20 protein-coding genes are annotated in these 16522 nt (G+C 69.7%); 8 read left to right on the plus strand and 12 right to left on the minus strand.

Going from position 1 to position 16522, the window contains the following annotated elements; genetic code table 11:
- Nucleotides 1-97 precede the first annotated feature (97 nt).
- The 3 genes from HDC37_RS16325 to HDC37_RS16335 are packed head-to-tail and all read left to right on the plus strand — an operon-like array spanning nt 98 to nt 1633.
- Nucleotides 98-301, plus strand: coding sequence for an antitoxin VbhA family protein (locus HDC37_RS16325; protein ID WP_039710359.1), 204 nt, complete (start codon nt 98-100; stop codon nt 299-301).
- Nucleotides 294-1052 (plus strand): Fic family protein, encoded by a 759-nt coding sequence (locus HDC37_RS16330; RefSeq protein ID WP_063777207.1) that lies wholly within the window; start codon nt 294-296, stop codon nt 1050-1052. Before HDC37_RS16325 ends, HDC37_RS16330 begins: the two co-directional genes overlap by 8 nt.
- Nucleotides 1049-1633: a recombinase family protein gene (locus HDC37_RS16335; RefSeq protein ID WP_039710358.1), complete on the plus strand. Its 585-nt coding sequence runs from the start codon at nt 1049-1051 to the stop codon at nt 1631-1633. The genes HDC37_RS16330 and HDC37_RS16335 overlap by 4 nt, the downstream gene beginning before the upstream one ends.
- A gap of 10 nt (nt 1634-1643) precedes the next feature.
- On the opposite strand, the gene HDC37_RS16340 is transcribed toward HDC37_RS16335, so the two are convergent.
- The 6 genes from HDC37_RS16340 to HDC37_RS16365 form a co-directional block, all read right to left on the minus strand.
- A complete protein-coding gene (locus HDC37_RS16340; RefSeq protein WP_257021585.1) occupies nt 1644-2375 on the minus strand; it encodes a hypothetical protein in 732 nt (243 codons plus the stop codon).
- Nucleotides 2362-4020 carry an N-6 DNA methylase gene (locus HDC37_RS16345; RefSeq protein ID WP_308472256.1) on the minus strand — a complete coding sequence of 553 codons (1659 nt, stop codon included), beginning with the start codon at nt 4018-4020 and terminating at the stop codon, nt 2362-2364. The genes HDC37_RS16340 and HDC37_RS16345 overlap by 14 nt, the downstream gene beginning before the upstream one ends.
- A gap of 58 nt (nt 4021-4078) precedes the next feature.
- The gene (locus tag HDC37_RS16350) at nt 4079-4276 is read right to left on the minus strand and encodes a hypothetical protein (RefSeq protein WP_179561455.1); all 198 of its coding nucleotides are present in this window, start codon (nt 4274-4276) and stop codon (nt 4079-4081) included.
- Nucleotides 4276-4482 carry a hypothetical protein gene (locus HDC37_RS16355; RefSeq protein ID WP_179561456.1) on the minus strand — a complete coding sequence of 69 codons (207 nt, stop codon included), beginning with the start codon at nt 4480-4482 and terminating at the stop codon, nt 4276-4278. Before HDC37_RS16355 ends, HDC37_RS16350 begins: the two co-directional genes overlap by 1 nt.
- Before the next feature lie 2 nt (nt 4483-4484).
- On the minus strand, nt 4485-4730 hold the full coding sequence (gene nrdH / locus HDC37_RS16360) for a glutaredoxin-like protein NrdH (RefSeq protein ID WP_179561457.1): 246 nt from the start codon (nt 4728-4730) through the stop codon (nt 4485-4487).
- A 246-nt stretch (nt 4731-4976) separates the two neighbouring features.
- On the minus strand, nt 4977-5297 hold the full coding sequence (locus tag HDC37_RS16365) for a hypothetical protein (protein ID WP_179561458.1): 321 nt from the start codon (nt 5295-5297) through the stop codon (nt 4977-4979).
- Nucleotides 5298-5524: 227 nt separating this feature from the next.
- Between HDC37_RS16365 and mobC the strand changes: the two genes are divergently transcribed.
- Genes mobC through HDC37_RS16390 form a run of 5 tightly spaced genes read left to right on the plus strand, consistent with a single transcriptional unit; the run spans nt 5525 to nt 9052 of the window.
- Nucleotides 5525-5920: a plasmid mobilization relaxosome protein MobC gene (mobC, locus tag HDC37_RS16370; RefSeq protein ID WP_179561459.1), complete on the plus strand. Its 396-nt coding sequence runs from the start codon at nt 5525-5527 to the stop codon at nt 5918-5920.
- Nucleotides 5917-7554 carry a relaxase/mobilization nuclease domain-containing protein gene (locus HDC37_RS16375; RefSeq protein WP_179561460.1) on the plus strand — a complete coding sequence of 546 codons (1638 nt, stop codon included), beginning with the start codon at nt 5917-5919 and terminating at the stop codon, nt 7552-7554. Before mobC ends, HDC37_RS16375 begins: the two co-directional genes overlap by 4 nt.
- Nucleotides 7555-7569: 15 nt before the next feature.
- Nucleotides 7570-8415, plus strand: coding sequence for a hypothetical protein (locus HDC37_RS16380; RefSeq protein ID WP_179561461.1), 846 nt, complete (start codon nt 7570-7572; stop codon nt 8413-8415).
- On the plus strand, nt 8412-8876 hold the full coding sequence (locus HDC37_RS16385; protein ID WP_179561462.1) for a hypothetical protein: 465 nt from the start codon (nt 8412-8414) through the stop codon (nt 8874-8876). Before HDC37_RS16380 ends, HDC37_RS16385 begins: the two co-directional genes overlap by 4 nt.
- Nucleotides 8873-9052, plus strand: coding sequence for a hypothetical protein (locus tag HDC37_RS16390; RefSeq protein WP_179561426.1), 180 nt, complete (start codon nt 8873-8875; stop codon nt 9050-9052). Before HDC37_RS16385 ends, HDC37_RS16390 begins: the two co-directional genes overlap by 4 nt.
- Before the next feature lie 124 nt (nt 9053-9176).
- Here HDC37_RS16390 and HDC37_RS16395 read toward each other — a convergent pair whose 3' ends face one another.
- The 6 genes from HDC37_RS16395 to HDC37_RS16420 all read right to left on the minus strand — a co-directional run bounded on the left by HDC37_RS16395 (nt 9177) and on the right by HDC37_RS16420 (nt 16509).
- A complete protein-coding gene (locus HDC37_RS16395) occupies nt 9177-9866 on the minus strand; it encodes a DUF3800 domain-containing protein (RefSeq protein ID WP_179561463.1) in 690 nt (229 codons plus the stop codon).
- Nucleotides 9863-10711, minus strand: coding sequence for an ArsR family transcriptional regulator (locus tag HDC37_RS16400; protein ID WP_179561464.1), 849 nt, complete (start codon nt 10709-10711; stop codon nt 9863-9865). The genes HDC37_RS16395 and HDC37_RS16400 overlap by 4 nt, the downstream gene beginning before the upstream one ends.
- Before the next feature lie 398 nt (nt 10712-11109).
- Nucleotides 11110-11520 carry a DUF4913 domain-containing protein gene (locus HDC37_RS16405; RefSeq protein WP_308472257.1) on the minus strand — a complete coding sequence of 137 codons (411 nt, stop codon included), beginning with the start codon at nt 11518-11520 and terminating at the stop codon, nt 11110-11112.
- On the minus strand, nt 11517-13325 hold the full coding sequence (locus HDC37_RS16410) for a type IV secretory system conjugative DNA transfer family protein (protein ID WP_179561466.1): 1809 nt from the start codon (nt 13323-13325) through the stop codon (nt 11517-11519). The genes HDC37_RS16405 and HDC37_RS16410 overlap by 4 nt, the downstream gene beginning before the upstream one ends.
- On the minus strand, nt 13322-14989 hold the full coding sequence (locus HDC37_RS16415; protein ID WP_039711045.1) for an ATP/GTP-binding protein: 1668 nt from the start codon (nt 14987-14989) through the stop codon (nt 13322-13324). The genes HDC37_RS16410 and HDC37_RS16415 overlap by 4 nt, the downstream gene beginning before the upstream one ends.
- On the minus strand, nt 14989-16509 hold the full coding sequence (locus HDC37_RS16420) for an SCO6880 family protein (RefSeq protein ID WP_179561467.1): 1521 nt from the start codon (nt 16507-16509) through the stop codon (nt 14989-14991). Before HDC37_RS16420 ends, HDC37_RS16415 begins: the two co-directional genes overlap by 1 nt.
- Between the last annotated feature and the right edge of the window lie 13 nt (nt 16510-16522).

A 16522-nucleotide genomic window follows, 5' to 3' on the forward strand; every position in this document is an offset into this window, starting at 1 on the left:
ATGCTCAAAACCCTTGTCAAAACCCCATTCTGTGCAAAACCTCCTCTATAGGTTTTTGAGCAAGTCGGGTAGACTAGAGACAACGAGGGAGGCCACCATGAGCGTCAGGACCGCCAGCACCATTTCCGCGGCCGAGCGCGAGCTGCGCGAGCGCGTCGTGGCCGACGCCGCACACAGCTCCGCGATGGAGGGCCTGACCGCCGGCCCCGAGTACCGCGCCGATGCCGCCGCCTACGCGGCGGGGGAGTTCGACGTCGACGAGCTGGGACGCCGCACGCGGGCCCGCTGGGGCCTTGCCTGAGTTCGTCGACCCGTACCTCGAGCCCGCATCGGGCGTCCTCCGCAATCGGCTCGGCCTGACCGACCGGGCGACGCTGGATCGCGCCGAAGCGGAACTGACCGAGTGGCGGCGGGCCGAGATGATCACCCGACCCGTGAAGGTCACCGGAGATCTCCGACAGCTCCAGGCGATCCATCGGCAGCTGTTCCAGGACGTCTACGACTGGGCCGGCCAGCTGCGCACCGTCGACATCCGTAAGGGCACCGATCCCGCCGCCGAGTTCTTCATGCCGGTGTCCCGGCTGGAGTCCGGGGCGGGGTTCGCGTTCGCGGAGCTCGCGGAGGAGCACCAGCTGCACGGCCTGGACCGTGACCGGTTCGTGGCGCGCCTGGCGCACCACTACGACCAGGTGAACTACCTGCACCCGTTCCGTGAGGGCAACGGTCGCACGCAACGGATCTTCTGGACGCAGATCGCCGCCGGCGCCGGGTTCGACCTCGACTGGAGCCGAGTGACCGGAGCAGAGAACGACCAGGCCTCCCGGGCGGCGATGGAACGGCAGGACTTCACCGAGCTGCACGCGATCTTCGACCGCATCGTGCAGCCCGCCGCCGGCGGCCGGCTCACCCCGGAACGGGCGGAGCAGCTGCGCGCGTTCGCCAACCTGGACAGCAGCCTGCCGCCCGGACGCTCCGCGCCGTCGACGTCGACGGGACGATCGCGCCGTCGCGCAACGCCCGGCCGAGAAGCCGAGGAGGGGAGGGGACTATGACCGTCGTCGGGTACGCCCGGGTGTCTAAGCGTGAACAGAACCCGGAGGCGCAGGAGGCCGAGCTGCGCGCCGCGGGAGCTGTGCGCGTGTTCGTCGACCACGGCGACTCCAGCCGGGTCAAGGATCGCCCGCAGTGGGTTGCGTGCATGGACTACCTCCGCGCCGGCGACGTGCTGTTGGTGCGCCGCCTCGACCGGCTCGGCGGCACCGAGCGCATCCTGATCGAGACGCTGCACGAGCTGGAGGACAAGGGCGTCGACATCAAGAGCCTCACCGAACCGGTGATCGACACCACGACCCCGATGGGCCGTGCCCTGTTCGGCATCGTCGCTGTTTTCGCGCAGCTGCGCGTGGACACGATCCGGGAGAACACCCGGCTCGGTCTGGAGTACGCACGCGCCCAGGGCCGCGTCGGAGGCCGCCCCACGGTGATGAGCGCCGAGCGGGTCGAGGTGGCGCGCCAGATGCGCGCACAGACCCCGCCGGCGACGTGGGAAACGATCGCCAAGACGTTGCAGGTCAGCTCCGCCTCCGTCCGCCGCGCGCTGGCCCAGACCGAGAACGTGAGCGTAGACGTCTGAGGCGAACCGGCTAGGCCTTCGTCACCTGCCCGTCGAGGCCTTCGTAGAGGTCGAAGTTGCGCTCTCCGATGAGCGCTACGAGAGTGTCGAACGCCTCTGAGAGAGGGACTTCGTTCTCGAGGTCGTTCGCTTCATATGCTCGGATTGATGGCATGGTGTCGTTCAGGTCAGCCAGAAGCACGTAGAACTTCTCGTATTGCTCGTCGCGCCCCGCGGGATCTTGTCGACCGGTGAAGAGTCGTAGTCGCGGACCGGCGTTGAGGAACGTTGATTTGCGTCGACCCGTTCCGTCGTGAGCAGCACCGGCGTCGAAGATCAGCAGCGCCGCGAGAACCGCGTAGGGGAATCGGCGGTGCAGTGTGACCGCCTCATTCAGAAGGTCCGCCCGCCGATTCGTCAGGTTCTTCTGAAAGTTTTGGGTGCGACTGTCTTTGAAGAGAATCGTCTTCACGCTCACAGCAAGGATGAGCCCCGACTCCTCGGTCGCCCAGGTGACGTCGACTTTCTTCGCGCCGATGCCTCCGGCCAGGCGACGCTCCGCTCCACTGAGACCAACCTCGCCGGGACCCGCCGGTCGTGCGCCGTCCATCCCTCGAGCGCGGAGTTCCGCTGCGACCGCCAGTGCGACAGCGGCCGACAGCTTCTCGTTGTAGTTCTTCTTGGTGGCCTGGGGTGCGTCATTCCCTGGTTTGGAGCCGCACGACTTGAGTGCGGCGACGAGGCGATCATCAATAGCTGCCACGTCGACTCCTTGCCTCACGGCGGCCGGCGAGTGTGGCGCGTGCAGCGCGAATCTCGGCCACTTCTGGGCGGCGCATTCCGAGCGACCCCACTAGCAGCACATCGTCTACGAGCTTGGCTGCCTCCAGCACCTTCCCGGTGCGGAGCTTGCCCGCGACTTGAGGGCGTATGGCCAGCAGATCCTCACGAGCTGCTGAAATCGTCGAGGGGGAGGGAAGTGCCCATAGATCTGCTTCGCCCGGTTCCATCTTCAACATGCCACCGCCGTACGCACGACCGGTGAACTCAGCGCCGAGCATCGTCACTGAGTTCAGGGCGGCGACAGGAAGAAGTTCGCGCGCCAAATCCCGGTGCGCATCGTTGAGGTACACACCGTGCACCGAGTTAAGGTGCAGGGCGCCAGCCGTGTTGGTGGTGAGCCGTGGCGTGTCTGCGTTCATGTAGGTGAGGAGCAGATCGGCCCGCGAGACCAGCGGCACGCGCCACCATTCCTTGCGGACGCGGCATTTGTACGCGCGGTTCACGCCGTCGTCTTCACCTTGGCGAATGTACCGCCACGCCGCCTCGGACGGCTTGCCCGAGGGGCGGAACAAGATGGTCCGCTTACCTGCTCGGCCAAGCTCGGTGTGAGCTCGGGTGGAGAACTCCAGGCCGCGAAGGTGACTAGATCCAGGGGGAGAGAGCCGGAGAACATCGGTAGGCCGCAGCTCCAGCTCAGACACCTCCGCGGGGCTCAGAGCGAAGTACTTGTTGTTGCCGGTGACCATGCCGAGCGTCGTTTCGCCCCAGGTCTTCAGAGCGGCGAAACGCCCGTCCAGCACGAGCTTCGCATAGATACCGGCGGCCTCCGGGCTGACCGTGGATCCTGACCACTTAGCGGACGGGTCCGCCGGTGCCCAGGTCGCGGCTGACGGAAGTTCGACAGACAGAGCGGTTGCAGTTGCGACTTGGCGGATGCGCGCATGGTCGGTCGAGCCGCCGTATCCGTCCGCGAGAAGGAGCAGTGCCTCCGTCTCCGCCTCGGCAAAGACCCGCTCCTCGAACAAGACGAGGTCTACCTGCGCGAAGTTCTCGAACAGGAACCGCCGCACAGGCGCCGCGTAGTTTGCGTGCAGGAGCTCTGCGGGCAGCACGAAGCCGAGGCGTCCGCCGCGGCGAAGACTCAACGCACCGTGCACGGTGAACGCGGCCCATGACGAGGCAAGCCCCGACAGCGCGACGCCACCGCGAAGTGCGGCGGAGCGAGCCTTGGCCCGCGCGTCCCCAGAAAAGTCCTGGAAGCGGATGTAGGGAGGGTTGCCGACAACCGCTGAATATTGACCGTCCGCGGGTGCGTCGAAGAAGTCCCCCACTGTCATGACGGCGTTGCCCCCGGCCGCGGCCACCCGACTCACTCCAAGGCGAGCGCTCCAGTCATGCAGTTCCACTCCGAAGACCTGTGGCGCTGCTACCCCGAGCGCCTGAAGGCGGGCGGTGGCGTGAACAAGAAACTCCGCGTCCCCCGCCGATGGCTCCAACACTTTGTCGTCCGTGGACCGCACAGCCCAATCGACGATGAACGTAGCGATCTCGGGGGGCGTGAAGAAGGCGCCGCGCGACTTGCGGAGCTCAGCGCTGTCGAGGGGGTCGCGCGCGCCGGAATTCACACTCACCATCTTGCCTGGTCCGGCCGACGTTGCTTGGGAGGGCTGGCGGCGACGTCTCTCATCGAGCCGACGTCGTAGCCGCCTCCTGGATCACCGAATCGCGGGCGTAGCGAATCAGTCCGCGGCCGAGGTCGTGGAAGATGGGGCCGATGTTCTGAGCACGCCACTGTCGCAGCTCCGCCAGGTCGCGATCGAGGATCGCCGCCGCCTCATCCGGCGTCAGCAACAGGGGCTCGGGGGAGTGGTCGTGCAGCATCAATCGTTCTCCCTCGTGAGCGTGTCGATCACCGTCACGAACTCGGCGCCGGTGACCGTCACCGTGTTCGCCAGCCGGTAGCCGTGCCGGCCGTAGTCGTGCAGCTGTTGGTCGCGTTGCCCGACCTTCTGCGCCAGCCGATAGTGGTCCTCGTCGCGACTCGGGAACGTCGTCTGCACCGTCGCGAAGCTCACCGGCGCAGCCACGCTCACACCGCCCTCGACTTGACCAGCTCGTCGATTCGGTCGGGACGGAAACCCGACCACGGATCGCCGGCGCCCTCGACCACGGGAGCCTGAGCGAACCCGAATCCCTTGACGTGCTCCAACGCCACCGGGTCGCCGGTCAGATCGACCACCCGGTACCGGATGCCCGCGTTGTCGAGCGCCCGCAGCGTCGCCTTGCACTGCACGCAACCGGGCTTGGAGTACACGGTCAGCGGTTCATCGTTCATGGCACTTCTCCCTTCAACCTCATTGCCTTTCGGCAAAAGCCGAATCACAGCGTCGGGGGCGCGGAGGCAGGGGACCGTGGAATACCGGACTGAGCGCAGCGAGGGAGGATATGCCGCGAAAGCCCTTGCCGGAGCGAAACCGGCGCGTATCATCCACAGGCCGAAAGGCAACGAACGTTGCCCACGCAACGGCCCCCGTCAGCGCGCAGCGTGACGGGGGCCGTTGGGAAGATCAGAGCCGAAGGCTCACCCCTCAGAAGAAGCAGAAGCCGCAGGGGTCGAGGTACGTGCGGGAGCGGTGCGAGCACGTCGGGGACGCGCCGAGTGACCGGGTGCGCGTGCGCCGGTGGCACGCAGATCCTTCTCTGACCAGCCGGCGTCCAGCGCGGCCCGCCAGGCCCGCTCATGCGCCGCGGTGGCATCCTTCCATTGCCGCTCCGCGTCGTCGGCATCGTTCGCCGCGGCGACGACCTGACGCACGGCGTCGACGCGCGCGTTGACGTCTGCCTCGATCAGCTCCCGCGCCTTCTGCGCGGCCTCTTCCGGGTTCACGTTCGTGTCGCTCATGCGACCCAGATTAACTGTCGCCGTACGAGCCGACGAGGGAGAGAATGGCCCCTAGCGGTGCCGACCTCGCTGCGCTACCGCTGTACTCGTGGCGGAGCCTCTGGCAGAGCAAGCTATAGACTTAGGTAACCTAAGTCTGGACGCCGGGCGATCCCGGCGGCATACTGGCCGTATGGTCCCCGCCAGGAGGCGGGTTCGCTGCGCTGGGCCGAGAGGACGGTGACGACATGGCGGAGCAGAACGAGCGCCGCTTGTTCGGTCGTCAGCGGCGCGCGAACTCGGCCACGCCGAGGGACGCCGGCCGGTACGTCGTGAAGACGAACGCGGAGGAGGACGCGCAGCTGCGCGCCCGCGCCGTGGTGGCCGGTGTGACCGTGCCCCGGTTCCTGGTCGAGGCGGGCCTGAACGCGCACGTCGAGACGAGCACGGAGCGCAAGCAGACGATCGCGGAACTGTTCGCGCTGTCGCGCACCCTCGGCACCGTGGCGAACAACGTGAACCAGCTCGCCCGGTATGCGAACACCGAGGGCCGGTTCCCCGAGGAGGCCGAGACGGTGGTCGTGGAGTACCGGGGGCTGAGCGCACGGATCGACGAGACGATCCGTGCGCTAGCGGGCGCATGATCCCGAACATCACGCGCGGCTCGCGCATTGTCGGACTGATGAGCTACCTCGCCGGCGAAGGACGCGCCAACGAGCACACCGAGCAGCATCTTGTCGCCGGCGATCACGCGATCATGGCCCGCCACGGATACGCCGTGTTGGACCAGGCCGCGGCCCGCGACATCGGACTCGCGCTGGACACCCCGCGCCTGGCGTACGGGGTCGAGGTCACTCGGCAGGTGCGGGTCGAAGATCCACAGACCGGGGAGCTGCACAGCGACCGAGTTGCCGCGGACGTGTGGCATTGCTCGCTGTCGCTGCACGCCGACGAGGGCCAGCTCAGCGACGAGCAGTGGGGCACGATCGCGCAGCAATTCGTCGACCGGATGGGCTTCACCGAGGAGTCCGGGAAGGCCCCGTGCCGGTGGGTGGCTGTGCGTCACGGGCTGTCGACGAACGGCAACGATCACGTGCACATCGCCGTGTCCCTCGTCCGCGAGGACGGCACCAAAGCGAGCACGCACAACGACTTCACGCGCGCCCAGGACGTGTGCCGCGACCTGGAGCGGGAGCACGGCCTGACCCCGTTGGAGTCCCGCCAGCGGGGCATGGGCGAGCGGGGCGTGAAGCCCGCCGAGCGCGCCCGTGCGGAACGTCAGGGCGCGCTCGAGGTCGATGCGCACCGCCTCGAGCGGACCGTCCGCGCCGCGGCGATCGCGTCGCTGGACGAAGGCGAGTTCGTGCGCCGGCTGCGCCAGGGCGGAGTCCTCATCCGCCCCCGCTACGCGGCCGGGCGGGATGACGTCGTAGCCGGCTACTCCGTCGCGTTGCGCCCGACCGGGCAAGACCGGCCGGTGTGGTTCGGCGGAGGCCGGCTGGCCCGCGACTTGACCCTCCCGAGGCTTCGGGAGGGGTGGCCGGACAGTCCGCAGACGGCTCAGGCCGCCGTCGACGAGTGGCGCGCCACGAGCAAGAACCCGTGGCAGTACCGGCCGGTCGCGCCCGGCCGGGAAGAGGCAACCCCGGACCCGGAGCTGTGGGAGCAGTACACCCGCGAGCTCGGCGCGCTGCGCGCGCAGCTGCGGGACGTGTCTCCGGGGGATCGGGCGACGTGGGCGCACGTCGCCCGCGAGACGGCGGGCGCGTTTGCGGCGTGGTCCCAGCGGGTCGAGACGACCGCCGGCCCGCTCGCGGACACCGCTCGCGAGCTGTCGCGCAGCGCCCACATCCGCGCGCACCAGTCGGCCCCGAAGCCGGTGCGGATGGGCTCGGCGTCCGGCGCGGCGATGATGCTCCTGCAAGCCGCGACTGCGGGCCGCGGCACCGCGGCCGAGGCGATCCTGTTCCGTCAGCTCGGCCGTCTGTCGGTCGCGCTCCTGGACGCCCACCAGGCCGCCGGCGACGCCCGCCGCGCCGAGCAGATGAGCCAGTCGTTGCGCGACAAGCTCGCCGCGGTCCAGGAACGGCTCCCGGCCGTGCCGACGAAGGATACGGCGCCGGCGGCGTCGTTGACCCCGGAAGAGGAAGCGGTGCGCCGCGCACAGCGCGGGCTTGCCGCGCCCGGCACCAGGTCGCCGTTGCCGAACCCGATCACCCCGCGCAAGCGGACCACCTCCGACACGTCACGCGATCGTGACGGCCACGGCAGGGAGTAGGAAGGGAGCAGGATCATGGCCGAGGAGACAGACGGTGTAGGCGAGGCGTTCGACGATTCGCTGCGCGTCGCCCTGACCGTCGCATCGCAGTTCGGGGAGCGCGTCTCCCGACTGCGGGAGCAGGTGGCCCGGCAGCGAGAAGCTGACGCCCGCCAGGAGGCGCGCGAGCTGCAAGCCCGCTTCGACGCCGAACGCGGCGCCGCACGCGCGCAGCTCGCCGTGGTGAACCAGCCCGAATGGTGGAACCGGGCCAGCGTGGAGGACATCGCCGGCGTCCACGAGACGGCCACCGCGTGGCGCGACCACGACGACACCGCCGCGGCCGCCCACGACACCATCCGCCGGGAGGTGCGGGACCGGTACGGCGTCGACGTCGACCGTCCCGGTGCCGACCCCGCCGTCGTGGCCGAAGCGCTGCGCCAGGCCGAACGCGATCGCGCGCAGGCGCGCGAGGAACGACGTCGCGCCGGCGAGGACCTGACCGCCAGCCAGCTCCTCCTCGCGACCGCCGAGGGACGCGACCGCGACGCGGACGAGGACCGCGCCCGCGCCTGGGAGGCGGACGACCCGGACGCCGCAGCGCAGGCGGACAGAGACGCCGCTGACGCCGCCCAGGAGGTCCGTCAGGCGCGCGAGGTCAGCACGGTGGCCTACGACAGCGCGGAGCGCCGTGAGGCGTTCGCACGATCGCTGGAGGGCACCGCCAGCGAGCAGGAGATCCGCGGCCGCGTGCTGGCCGACACCGGCAACGCGAAGCCCCCTCGGGAGGCGGTCACCACGCCCACCGGTCGCTCGCCGCGGCCGCGGAAGTCCCGCGCCGGCGTGACACAGCAGCGCGACCGGGGCGGCCTGTCGCGGTGACACCCGAGCCTGTCGACCACACCCCGTCGCCGCGGCGGCCGCCGTGGTGGTGGTGGCTGATCGTGGCCGGCGCCGCGGTCGCCGGCATCGTCATCGGCCGCTCCATTCCGCCGCCCGTCCCAGACGGGCAGTGGTGGGCGACCTACCTCCTCTCGCCCGGCTTCGGCGGCACCGCGGCGTTCTTCGCCGCGGCGATCGCCGGCGGGATCGCCTGGCGCAACTCCGCGAAGGACCGCAAGCAGCGTCAGCTCGCGGAGCAACGGTCGCAATGGTGGGACCGGTTCACCTGGGCCACCGAGAAGGCGATCGACCCCGACACATCGGTGGTCGGGTCGAAAGTCCTCGACGCCCTGGTGATCCCTAGCCTCGCCACCGCCGAGGATGCGAGAATGGCGATTGAGATATCCGAGATAGTCGACCCTCCGGCGCCGACCGAACCAGAAGGTGGTGAGCGACGATGACCAACGTCTACAGCGAAGAGGCGCGCACCGCCGCCCGCGAGCTGCGGGATCGTCTCAAGCGCGACCTCGCCGCCGGCCGGTTCGTCTCCTCGTCGACGGCCGCACGTCACCCCCACACCACCGTGACGGAGAACAAGCGCAACACGGGCGGCGCGACCGTCACCCGGAAGGGCTGACTCCCGCCAGCTGGCTTCTCTGACAGCGGAACGGTGCTGCCTTGCGGTTGGTAGCGGGGTGGCTCATACTGGATGAGCGGACCCGCCCCACACACGTGGATAAGCGGGTCTTGCTGTTTAACCGCTAGACCCGCTTCGGGCCGCCGTTGACGTCCTTGCCGAGCAGGTAGTCCTCGTACCAGGTCCACCCGAACTCGTTGCCCGAGTGGCGGTTCAGGTGCGTGAACGCGGTGTAGGCCACCAGGTCGGCCATCTGCACCCACTGCGACCGCCGGGAGTCGTGCATCATCGGGTCCTCGATCAGATGCCGCGTGTCCAGCGGCAACGACCGGTGCGCGTTGAAGTAGGTCGGATCGTCCCCGTTGCCGTCCATGCTGACGAAGGCGTAGCTGTCCGCGGCGCGATGCTCCGCGTTCCACCCCTCGATGAGCGTTTGATACACCTGGCCACGCTCCTCGTAGTACGCGCGGCCGGTCGCCGCGGTGCCCCGCCAGACCGCACCGACCCGGATATCCGGGCACGCGGCCAGCGTCTCGAGGCACTGGACCGCGACCGCGCGGCCCAGCGTCTTCCACTCCGCGGTGTCCGCCCCGGAGCTGGTCGAGATGCGGGTGCGCCCGTTGACGAACTTGGTCGCGTGCAGCTCCACCGCGGGCGGCACGTGATGGTCCCGGTACAGCTGCTTGCGCAGCTCCAGGATGGTGCGCAGGCCGTGCCGCCACCGGTCGGGGGCGACCTCGATCCAGCCGTACACGATGAGCCCGTGGTCGACGGCGCCGGAGTCGTCGACGTAGAGCATGCGGGAGATGGTCATTGCTGTTCCTTCTTCGGGCGAACTGCCGCGGCGCGGGCGTCGCGTTTGAGTCGTTTTCTGCGTTCCTTCGCAGCGCGGTTCTGGAGCGCCTGACGTGACTGGTGCCCGTAGGGCCCGGTCAGCGAGTACCACATCCGCACGGTGCGGCCATGGGCGGCCAACGGCGCCTTCACGACCTCCGCCCGGCGGTGCAGGATGCCGAGCTTCTGCAGCTCGGTGAGCCCGTTCTGCGCCGACTTCGGCTTGATCCCGTACCATTCCTCGGCGTTGTCGTAGGTCAGCCACACCTCGTCCTTGCCCTGGGTCTCTTTCGCGACCAGCAGCAGCATGACCAGCGCCGGCAGCGACAGCTTCGCGAACAGCTCCTCCGTCCAGAACTGGTCGGGCAGGGAGAAGTACGCGTTCCACCGGTCCCGGCGGCCGCCAGGGAGCTCGTAGTCGGCGCCGCCGTCCTCGCGGCGCGGCACAGGCCGGATCAGCCGGCCCTCGCGCTTGTCGCCCTTGTCCACCAGGCCGAGGTCGACGAGCTCCGCCCAGGACCGCGAGAGCGTCGACGGCGACCATGTGGGCGCGCCCTTCGCGGTGAGCGCGCGAATCCACACCGCGCCCTCCAGCGGGTCGCGGCGGCCCTGGAGCCACGGCCAGCAGGTGAGCAGCATGATGTAGAGCAACAAGGGGCGGTGCTTGCGCTCGTGGAGCATCCGTGCAAGCGTCGAAGCACGCGGGCCGCCACGGTCAGGCAGCTGCACCAGCACGTGCCGTAGCTGCGTGTAGCCGCGGGCCGACAGCCGAGTGAACTCGGCCCGCGTATCTTCCGGCGACGCGGAAGCCAATTCCAGATCCATGACCCTGATCAAACCACAGGGCTAAATTCGCGATCCCGGAAACGGCGTCCTCTCACTTGCGGTGCGACGCCAGATATTGCGACGCGCCGTGCGATGCTCCGATGCGATGTCCCGTGCGACGCCATGCGAGTCACCCTTCCCCGATCCCGCCCACGGCGGCGTGGCATGCAGCGCGGGGAACTCACTATCACCAAGTCGCGCCGAGGATCACACCAGCGGCACTTCTCGCATCCAGAACCTCCTCGCCCCACCCGATAGCTGATGATCCAGCCCCGTCCGCTGGCGGGGTCAAGGGCGCGGAGCGTCGCTGCGCGATGCCCGACCGGGCACCCTTGACCCCGCCACCGAGGGGCCACAATCAGCCGAATACGGGGTGGGGAGAGAAGAAGAGCGGGGATCTACCCCCGCATGTCCGGGAACCAGCCCGCCGGGGGTGCCGTGTACGGCAGCGGCTCGCCGGGATCGCACGAGTCCGTCGACCGGGCGAATGGCCCATCCGGGCTCAGCAGGATCGGCATGTGGTGATCGGCGTGTTCGGCCCACCAGGTGCTCGATCCGTTCGCGGGGTCCTGCCGCAGATGCTCCCACGCGCGCCACAGGCCCTCGATCCGGGCCACCGCCTCCGGGAACCGCCACCATTCGGCTGCCCACCGGTAGCGGGCGTTACCGCCCCCCACGGGGCGGGTGTACATGTGCCGCAGGTACTCGCGCACGAACTCGTCGACGGAGCCGTAGACCAGCTCAGGAGCCTCGTCGACGGCGGCATCCGGCTCGTCGTCCTCGCGGAAAGCGTCCAGCGCGTCGCTCACGGCTCCGGCTCCGTCCGGGCCGTGTTGATCCACTCGTCGGAGACGTCCTCGCCCACCGCCGGTGGCGCCGGCGTCGGCGCCACCGGCGCGTCGGCCGTCTGGGAGGGATCATGCACCGCGATCGACGCGCGCAGCGCGGCCGCGTGCGGGCCGCTCATCCACGGCACCGTCTCCACCAGCGTCGCCGGCGCACCCGACGCGAACACGACCGCACGGCCACGAGGCAGCGCCCCGAGGTCGGCAATGTCCAGGGTCCGTTCACGCTGGATGCCGTGCGACGTCGACCGGGAACCGCGGCCGACGCTCGTCGACGTCGTGCGGCGGTCGTAGTCACCGATCATCTGCGACAGCTCGTTCAGGAACTCCGGCTCCTTCACACCACCGCCATACACGGCGACGTTCGACGCACTCCACAGCTTCCGCATCCCGTCACGCCCCCACACCTGCACGCCCTGGGACCACGACTGCAGGATGGTCATCAGCACGATCCCGCGGGACCCGTAGTGGCTGTACAGGTCGGGAAGATCATGCCAACGGCACACGTTCGCGGCCTCGTCGAGGACGCCCAGCAGCGGCGTCTGGAGACGGCCGCCCGGCTGCTTGGTCGCATACTCCTCCGCCGCCTCGACGGTGGCCGCCGTCAGAGCGGTCACCAACGGCCCAGCCGTGCCGCGGCCCTCCTTGGAGAGGCTGTAGAGCGTGTCGGTGCCGCGCACGAAACCGTGCGGGTCGAACTGCGGCCGCGGGTCCGCGTTGCCCTGCGGGGTGACCCACTGCGCGATCGCGCGGACCTTCAAGCACGACGCCATCTGCGCGGCCGTGCCGTACACGCTGTCACGGCGACGGGACTCGCCGTTGACCTGCCCCGACACGGAGTCGGCCATTTGGTCGTACCCGTGCCGGCGGAGGATGCGCACCGGCTCGTCGTCGCCGGGCACGGTGGTCCAGGTGAACGCCGTGGTGATCGGCAGGTGCTCGAGCGCGGCCGCCAGCAGGAAGCCGGCGAGAAGATCCTGCCCCGCGTTGTCGAAGTACGCGTCCCCGCGGCTGTCGCCGGCGCGGGAACCGGACGCGAAGTGCGCGGCCAGCTTCGCGGCCTTCACATCGTCGGTGACGTACGAGAGCGGGTTCCACCACCAGGTCGGCGGCTCCAGGGCGATGTTCTGCGGATCGAACGCCCACACGCGGCCCTTGCACGCGCGCAGGTCCCTCGTCGCGTCGAGGACGTCGCGCTTGTTCGACGTGGTGAGCACCGCCCCGGGAGCATCCGCGATCGCCGGAATGACGTACGCCGTGGACTTGCCCACGCGCGGGCCGGCGACGAGGGTGATCATGTCCTCCGGGGAGGCGTAGAGCCGCTGACGGCCCGCCACGGTGATCCCGATGAGCACACCGACCCAGCCCTGCACGCCGAGCCGCTGCGCCGTCTGCCGCGCGCCCGCGGCCGACAGGGACCGCAGCTGCTTGCCCTTGCCCATGTGGGCGGCGGCGGAGTCGACGATGCTGCGACGTCGACGAGCTCGCGCGATCGCCACCCCGATCAGCACAGCCAGGACGACCACCACGACGGCGATCACCGCGAGAATCCAGGTGGCCGAGGCCGGCCACGTCACCGTGCCGCGCAGCACGCCGAAGAACACCTCGAACGGGTCAGCGGTGCGCCCCTGGTTCACCCCATCGAGCTGGGAGCCGAGCGCGACGGCCGCCCACACGCTCCCGAGCAGGACGAGCACCGCGACGACCGCGACCAGCATCGCGATCGTGGAACCGTCGATGCCCTGGCCGCGCTTGTTGGTGGCGCTCATGCCGCCCCGTCCTCCGCCTCGACGGGAGCGGCCCCGTCGACCTCCACCGCGAACTCGTGAGCGGCGTGCTCGGCATCGTCGAGCCCGATCATCGGGTTCGACTCGTCCGGGTCAGGGAACGCCGCGGTGGCATGCCAGAGCTTGTTGGTGTCGTTGATCGCACGTTCGGCCTCGACCAGCTCGACCTTGATCGGGATGCCGGGGTGCCCGCCGACCTTGATGAGGAACTTCCCGCGGCCCGGCGGCTCCGACCCGGGGCCCGCGTCCCAGGTGCCGGGGTCCTGCCAGGAGGTGAGGAGCTCCTGTTCGGCACGGGAGAGCGGCACAGCGCTGGTGAGCATGTGCATCTCCGCGCCCGGCAGCCCACCGCACACGACCATGCCGGCGCGTTCGACGAAACCGCGGGCCTTCATCCGATCCTCGTCGGTGGGGAGGGCGAGAAGGTCGCTCATGGTGTGCGAAATCATCGCCAGCCCCACGCCTCGTTGCCGGTTCAGGCGGGTCAGCGCGTCCACCCGGTCGACCATGCCGCGCCCGGCGCGCAGCGCCCGCCACAGCTCGTCGAGGATCACGAAGTAGTGGCGTCGCGGCTCCAGCCCGGCATCCGCGAGGGCGTTGGCCACGTTCACGGTGCCGAAACCCGCCGACCAGCAGGCCAGCAGGATCGCGGCCTGCATGTCGGTGTCGGAGTCGTCGATCGAGGAGACGTCGTAGACCACGGGACGGTCCCGCATCATCGGCACGTCTGTGGCGTGCGCGAACGTCTCCCCGAGCCGGCCGCCGGAAGTGAGGCTGATCAGCGACGCCTCCAGGTTCTCGGTGATCGCCTTGTAGCGGTTGTCGTCCCCACGGTCCAGCGCGACATCGCGGACCTCCTGGGGCGCCTCCTGGATCACGCGCAGCAGATCCCCGAGCACCGGCACACCGTCGTGCCGCTCGTCCAGCACCCGCAGGGCGCGGTCAATGATCGACTCCTCCCGGTCGGTGGGCGGCTCCTTGCGGAGGATCGTCAACAGCGCCGCCACCATCGTGTGCCGGCGCCCGTGGGCGTCCGCGAGGACCTGGGCACGCTCCTTCTCCCTCCCCGCCTTCCGCAGCCGCTCCGCGGCCTCGAACGCCTCGCCGGGGTCGAGGATATTCAGGTGCCCGCGGCCGCGGCCGAGGGTGATGACCTGGCCGCCGAGCGCGCGGATCATGTCCACGTAGTCGGGCTTCAAGTCTCCGAGCACCAGCGGCAGGGTGCCCAGCCCCGCCAGGCCCGCCGCGGTGCGCCGGGTGTAGGTCGACTTGCCCAGGCCGGGCAGGCCGAGCACGAACACGGACGGGTTCGAGATGAGGTCGGCGTCCTGGAACCAGCTGATCGGGTCGGCGCACACCGTCGCGCCGGTGAACAGCTGGAGCCCCATCGGCACGCCGATCATCGGCGTGCCCGTGCCGACCGAGAAGGGGTGCAGTCCGCACACCTGCACGGTGGTGCCGCGCCACTCCTCGACCGGATCGACGACGTTCGCCTCGCCGCGACCGCGGCCGAGCCAGCCGCGCGGGCCCGGCCGGCGTATCTCCGGCTTCTTCTCCCGCTCCGGCCGAGCGGCACGCTCAGCGGGCAGCTCGCGGGGCTTGCGCTTCTGTGAGCGGCGCCGGCGGGCCTCGTCGATCGCCGGCATTACAGCTGCTCCCTAATCTCGTTCGGCACCTGGAGATGCTTCGGCAGCACGAGGCCGAGCGGCAGCGCGGCCGCGAAAGCCGAATCCTGGGAGCCGTGCACGACCCGCAACCGCACCCGAGCCGTGGCGGACAGGTTGTCGATCGCCGCGCGGGCATCGGCCTCCTGCGAGGCATCGAGCACCGTCGCGGTGACCAGCATGCCGAACTGCACCAGGCCGGCGCCGCTGGCCTCCTCCGCCGCGGTCGCCATAGCGGCGCGGGCGGCGGTCATGTTCCGAGCGGTCGGCTTGTTCGACGTGGTGAGGTTGAAGCTCGCCGCGCGCACGTCCGACTCGACGATCGCGGCCGCCTTCGCCGCATCGATCGGCCGGTACAGCAGAGTGATCCGCTTGCGGGCCACGTCCCGGTGCGGAGCCAGCAGCCGCGACAGGATGCTCGAGGGCACGTTGCCCCGCGGGGCGCCGCTCATCATCCACGTCACCGACACGGCGGAGTCGTGCCGGTAGGTGTCCCACCCGGCCTGATGCGCAGTCGGACCCACCTCCGGCCAGTACAGCTCCGGCGGCTCACCCGCCGCGTTGGCCTCGTCGATCAGTCGCGCCGCGGCCGGGTCGTAAGCGATGCGGATGACCTCGCACAGCTGTTGAGCGCTCAGCGGCCGCGAGGTGCCCGCTCCCGTCGCGGTGAGGCCCTGCGTGATGCCCGGCAGCCGGGACGCCAGCTCGCGGCCCATCTCGTCCGGGGTGCGTTTGCGGCCGCCCGAGCGGGCCGCGGCGTGGAACGTGATCGCGACGTACGCCTTGATCGTGGCCGACCCGGCCGGGTAGCGGTCCACCAGATCGCCCAGGAGCCTCTTGGCGAACTCGGGCGCGTTCTCGTCGATACGGCTCGTGACCTCGCGGCGCAGCCGCGTGCCCGTGTCAGGAGCCGTCTCGATCGTGACCGACACGGCCTCGATGCCCGGCTCATCGCCCAAGCTCGCCAGCCACATGCCCCACTCGGCCACCCAGGCGTCGATCTGCTCCCGGTCCACGAGCGCCGCGCCGTCCGGCTCGGTGCCGATCACGACCGTGTAGTGCGAAGTCGCCGGCACCTGCACCAGCGCAAACGGGCGGTTGTACGAATCCCGCCACTCCGTCAGGCGGGACCCCGCAGCCAGGCCCGGCAACTGCGCCGTGCCCCACTCGGCGCGGCCGAGAGGGCCGGAACGGTACAGGTTTGCGCCCTTCGCTTTCGTGAACATCCATCCCACCCTCGTCGTGGCCCGCATCAGCAGGCTCTGTCCGTGCTTGTCCTTCGCCGCCACCGTCAGGAGGAACAGGCCAAAGATGACACCCGTGATGACGCCGTTGACGATGTTCGAAAACATCGTGACCAGCACCGCGAACCCGGCACCGACGAACAAGATCGCCGTGCCGAGGGCACTCAGGCCCAGCAGGCCGGCGGTCTTGGGTTTCGTCCAGTTGCCGTAGCTGCGAGGCGCGTTCTCAGCGGCCTCCGTCGTCGTGGTGATCGTCATAAGGAACCTCCCC

The sequence above is a fragment of the Microbacterium sp. AK009 genome, assembly GCF_013410955.1.
GTDB lineage: Bacteria > Actinomycetota > Actinomycetes > Actinomycetales > Microbacteriaceae > Microbacterium.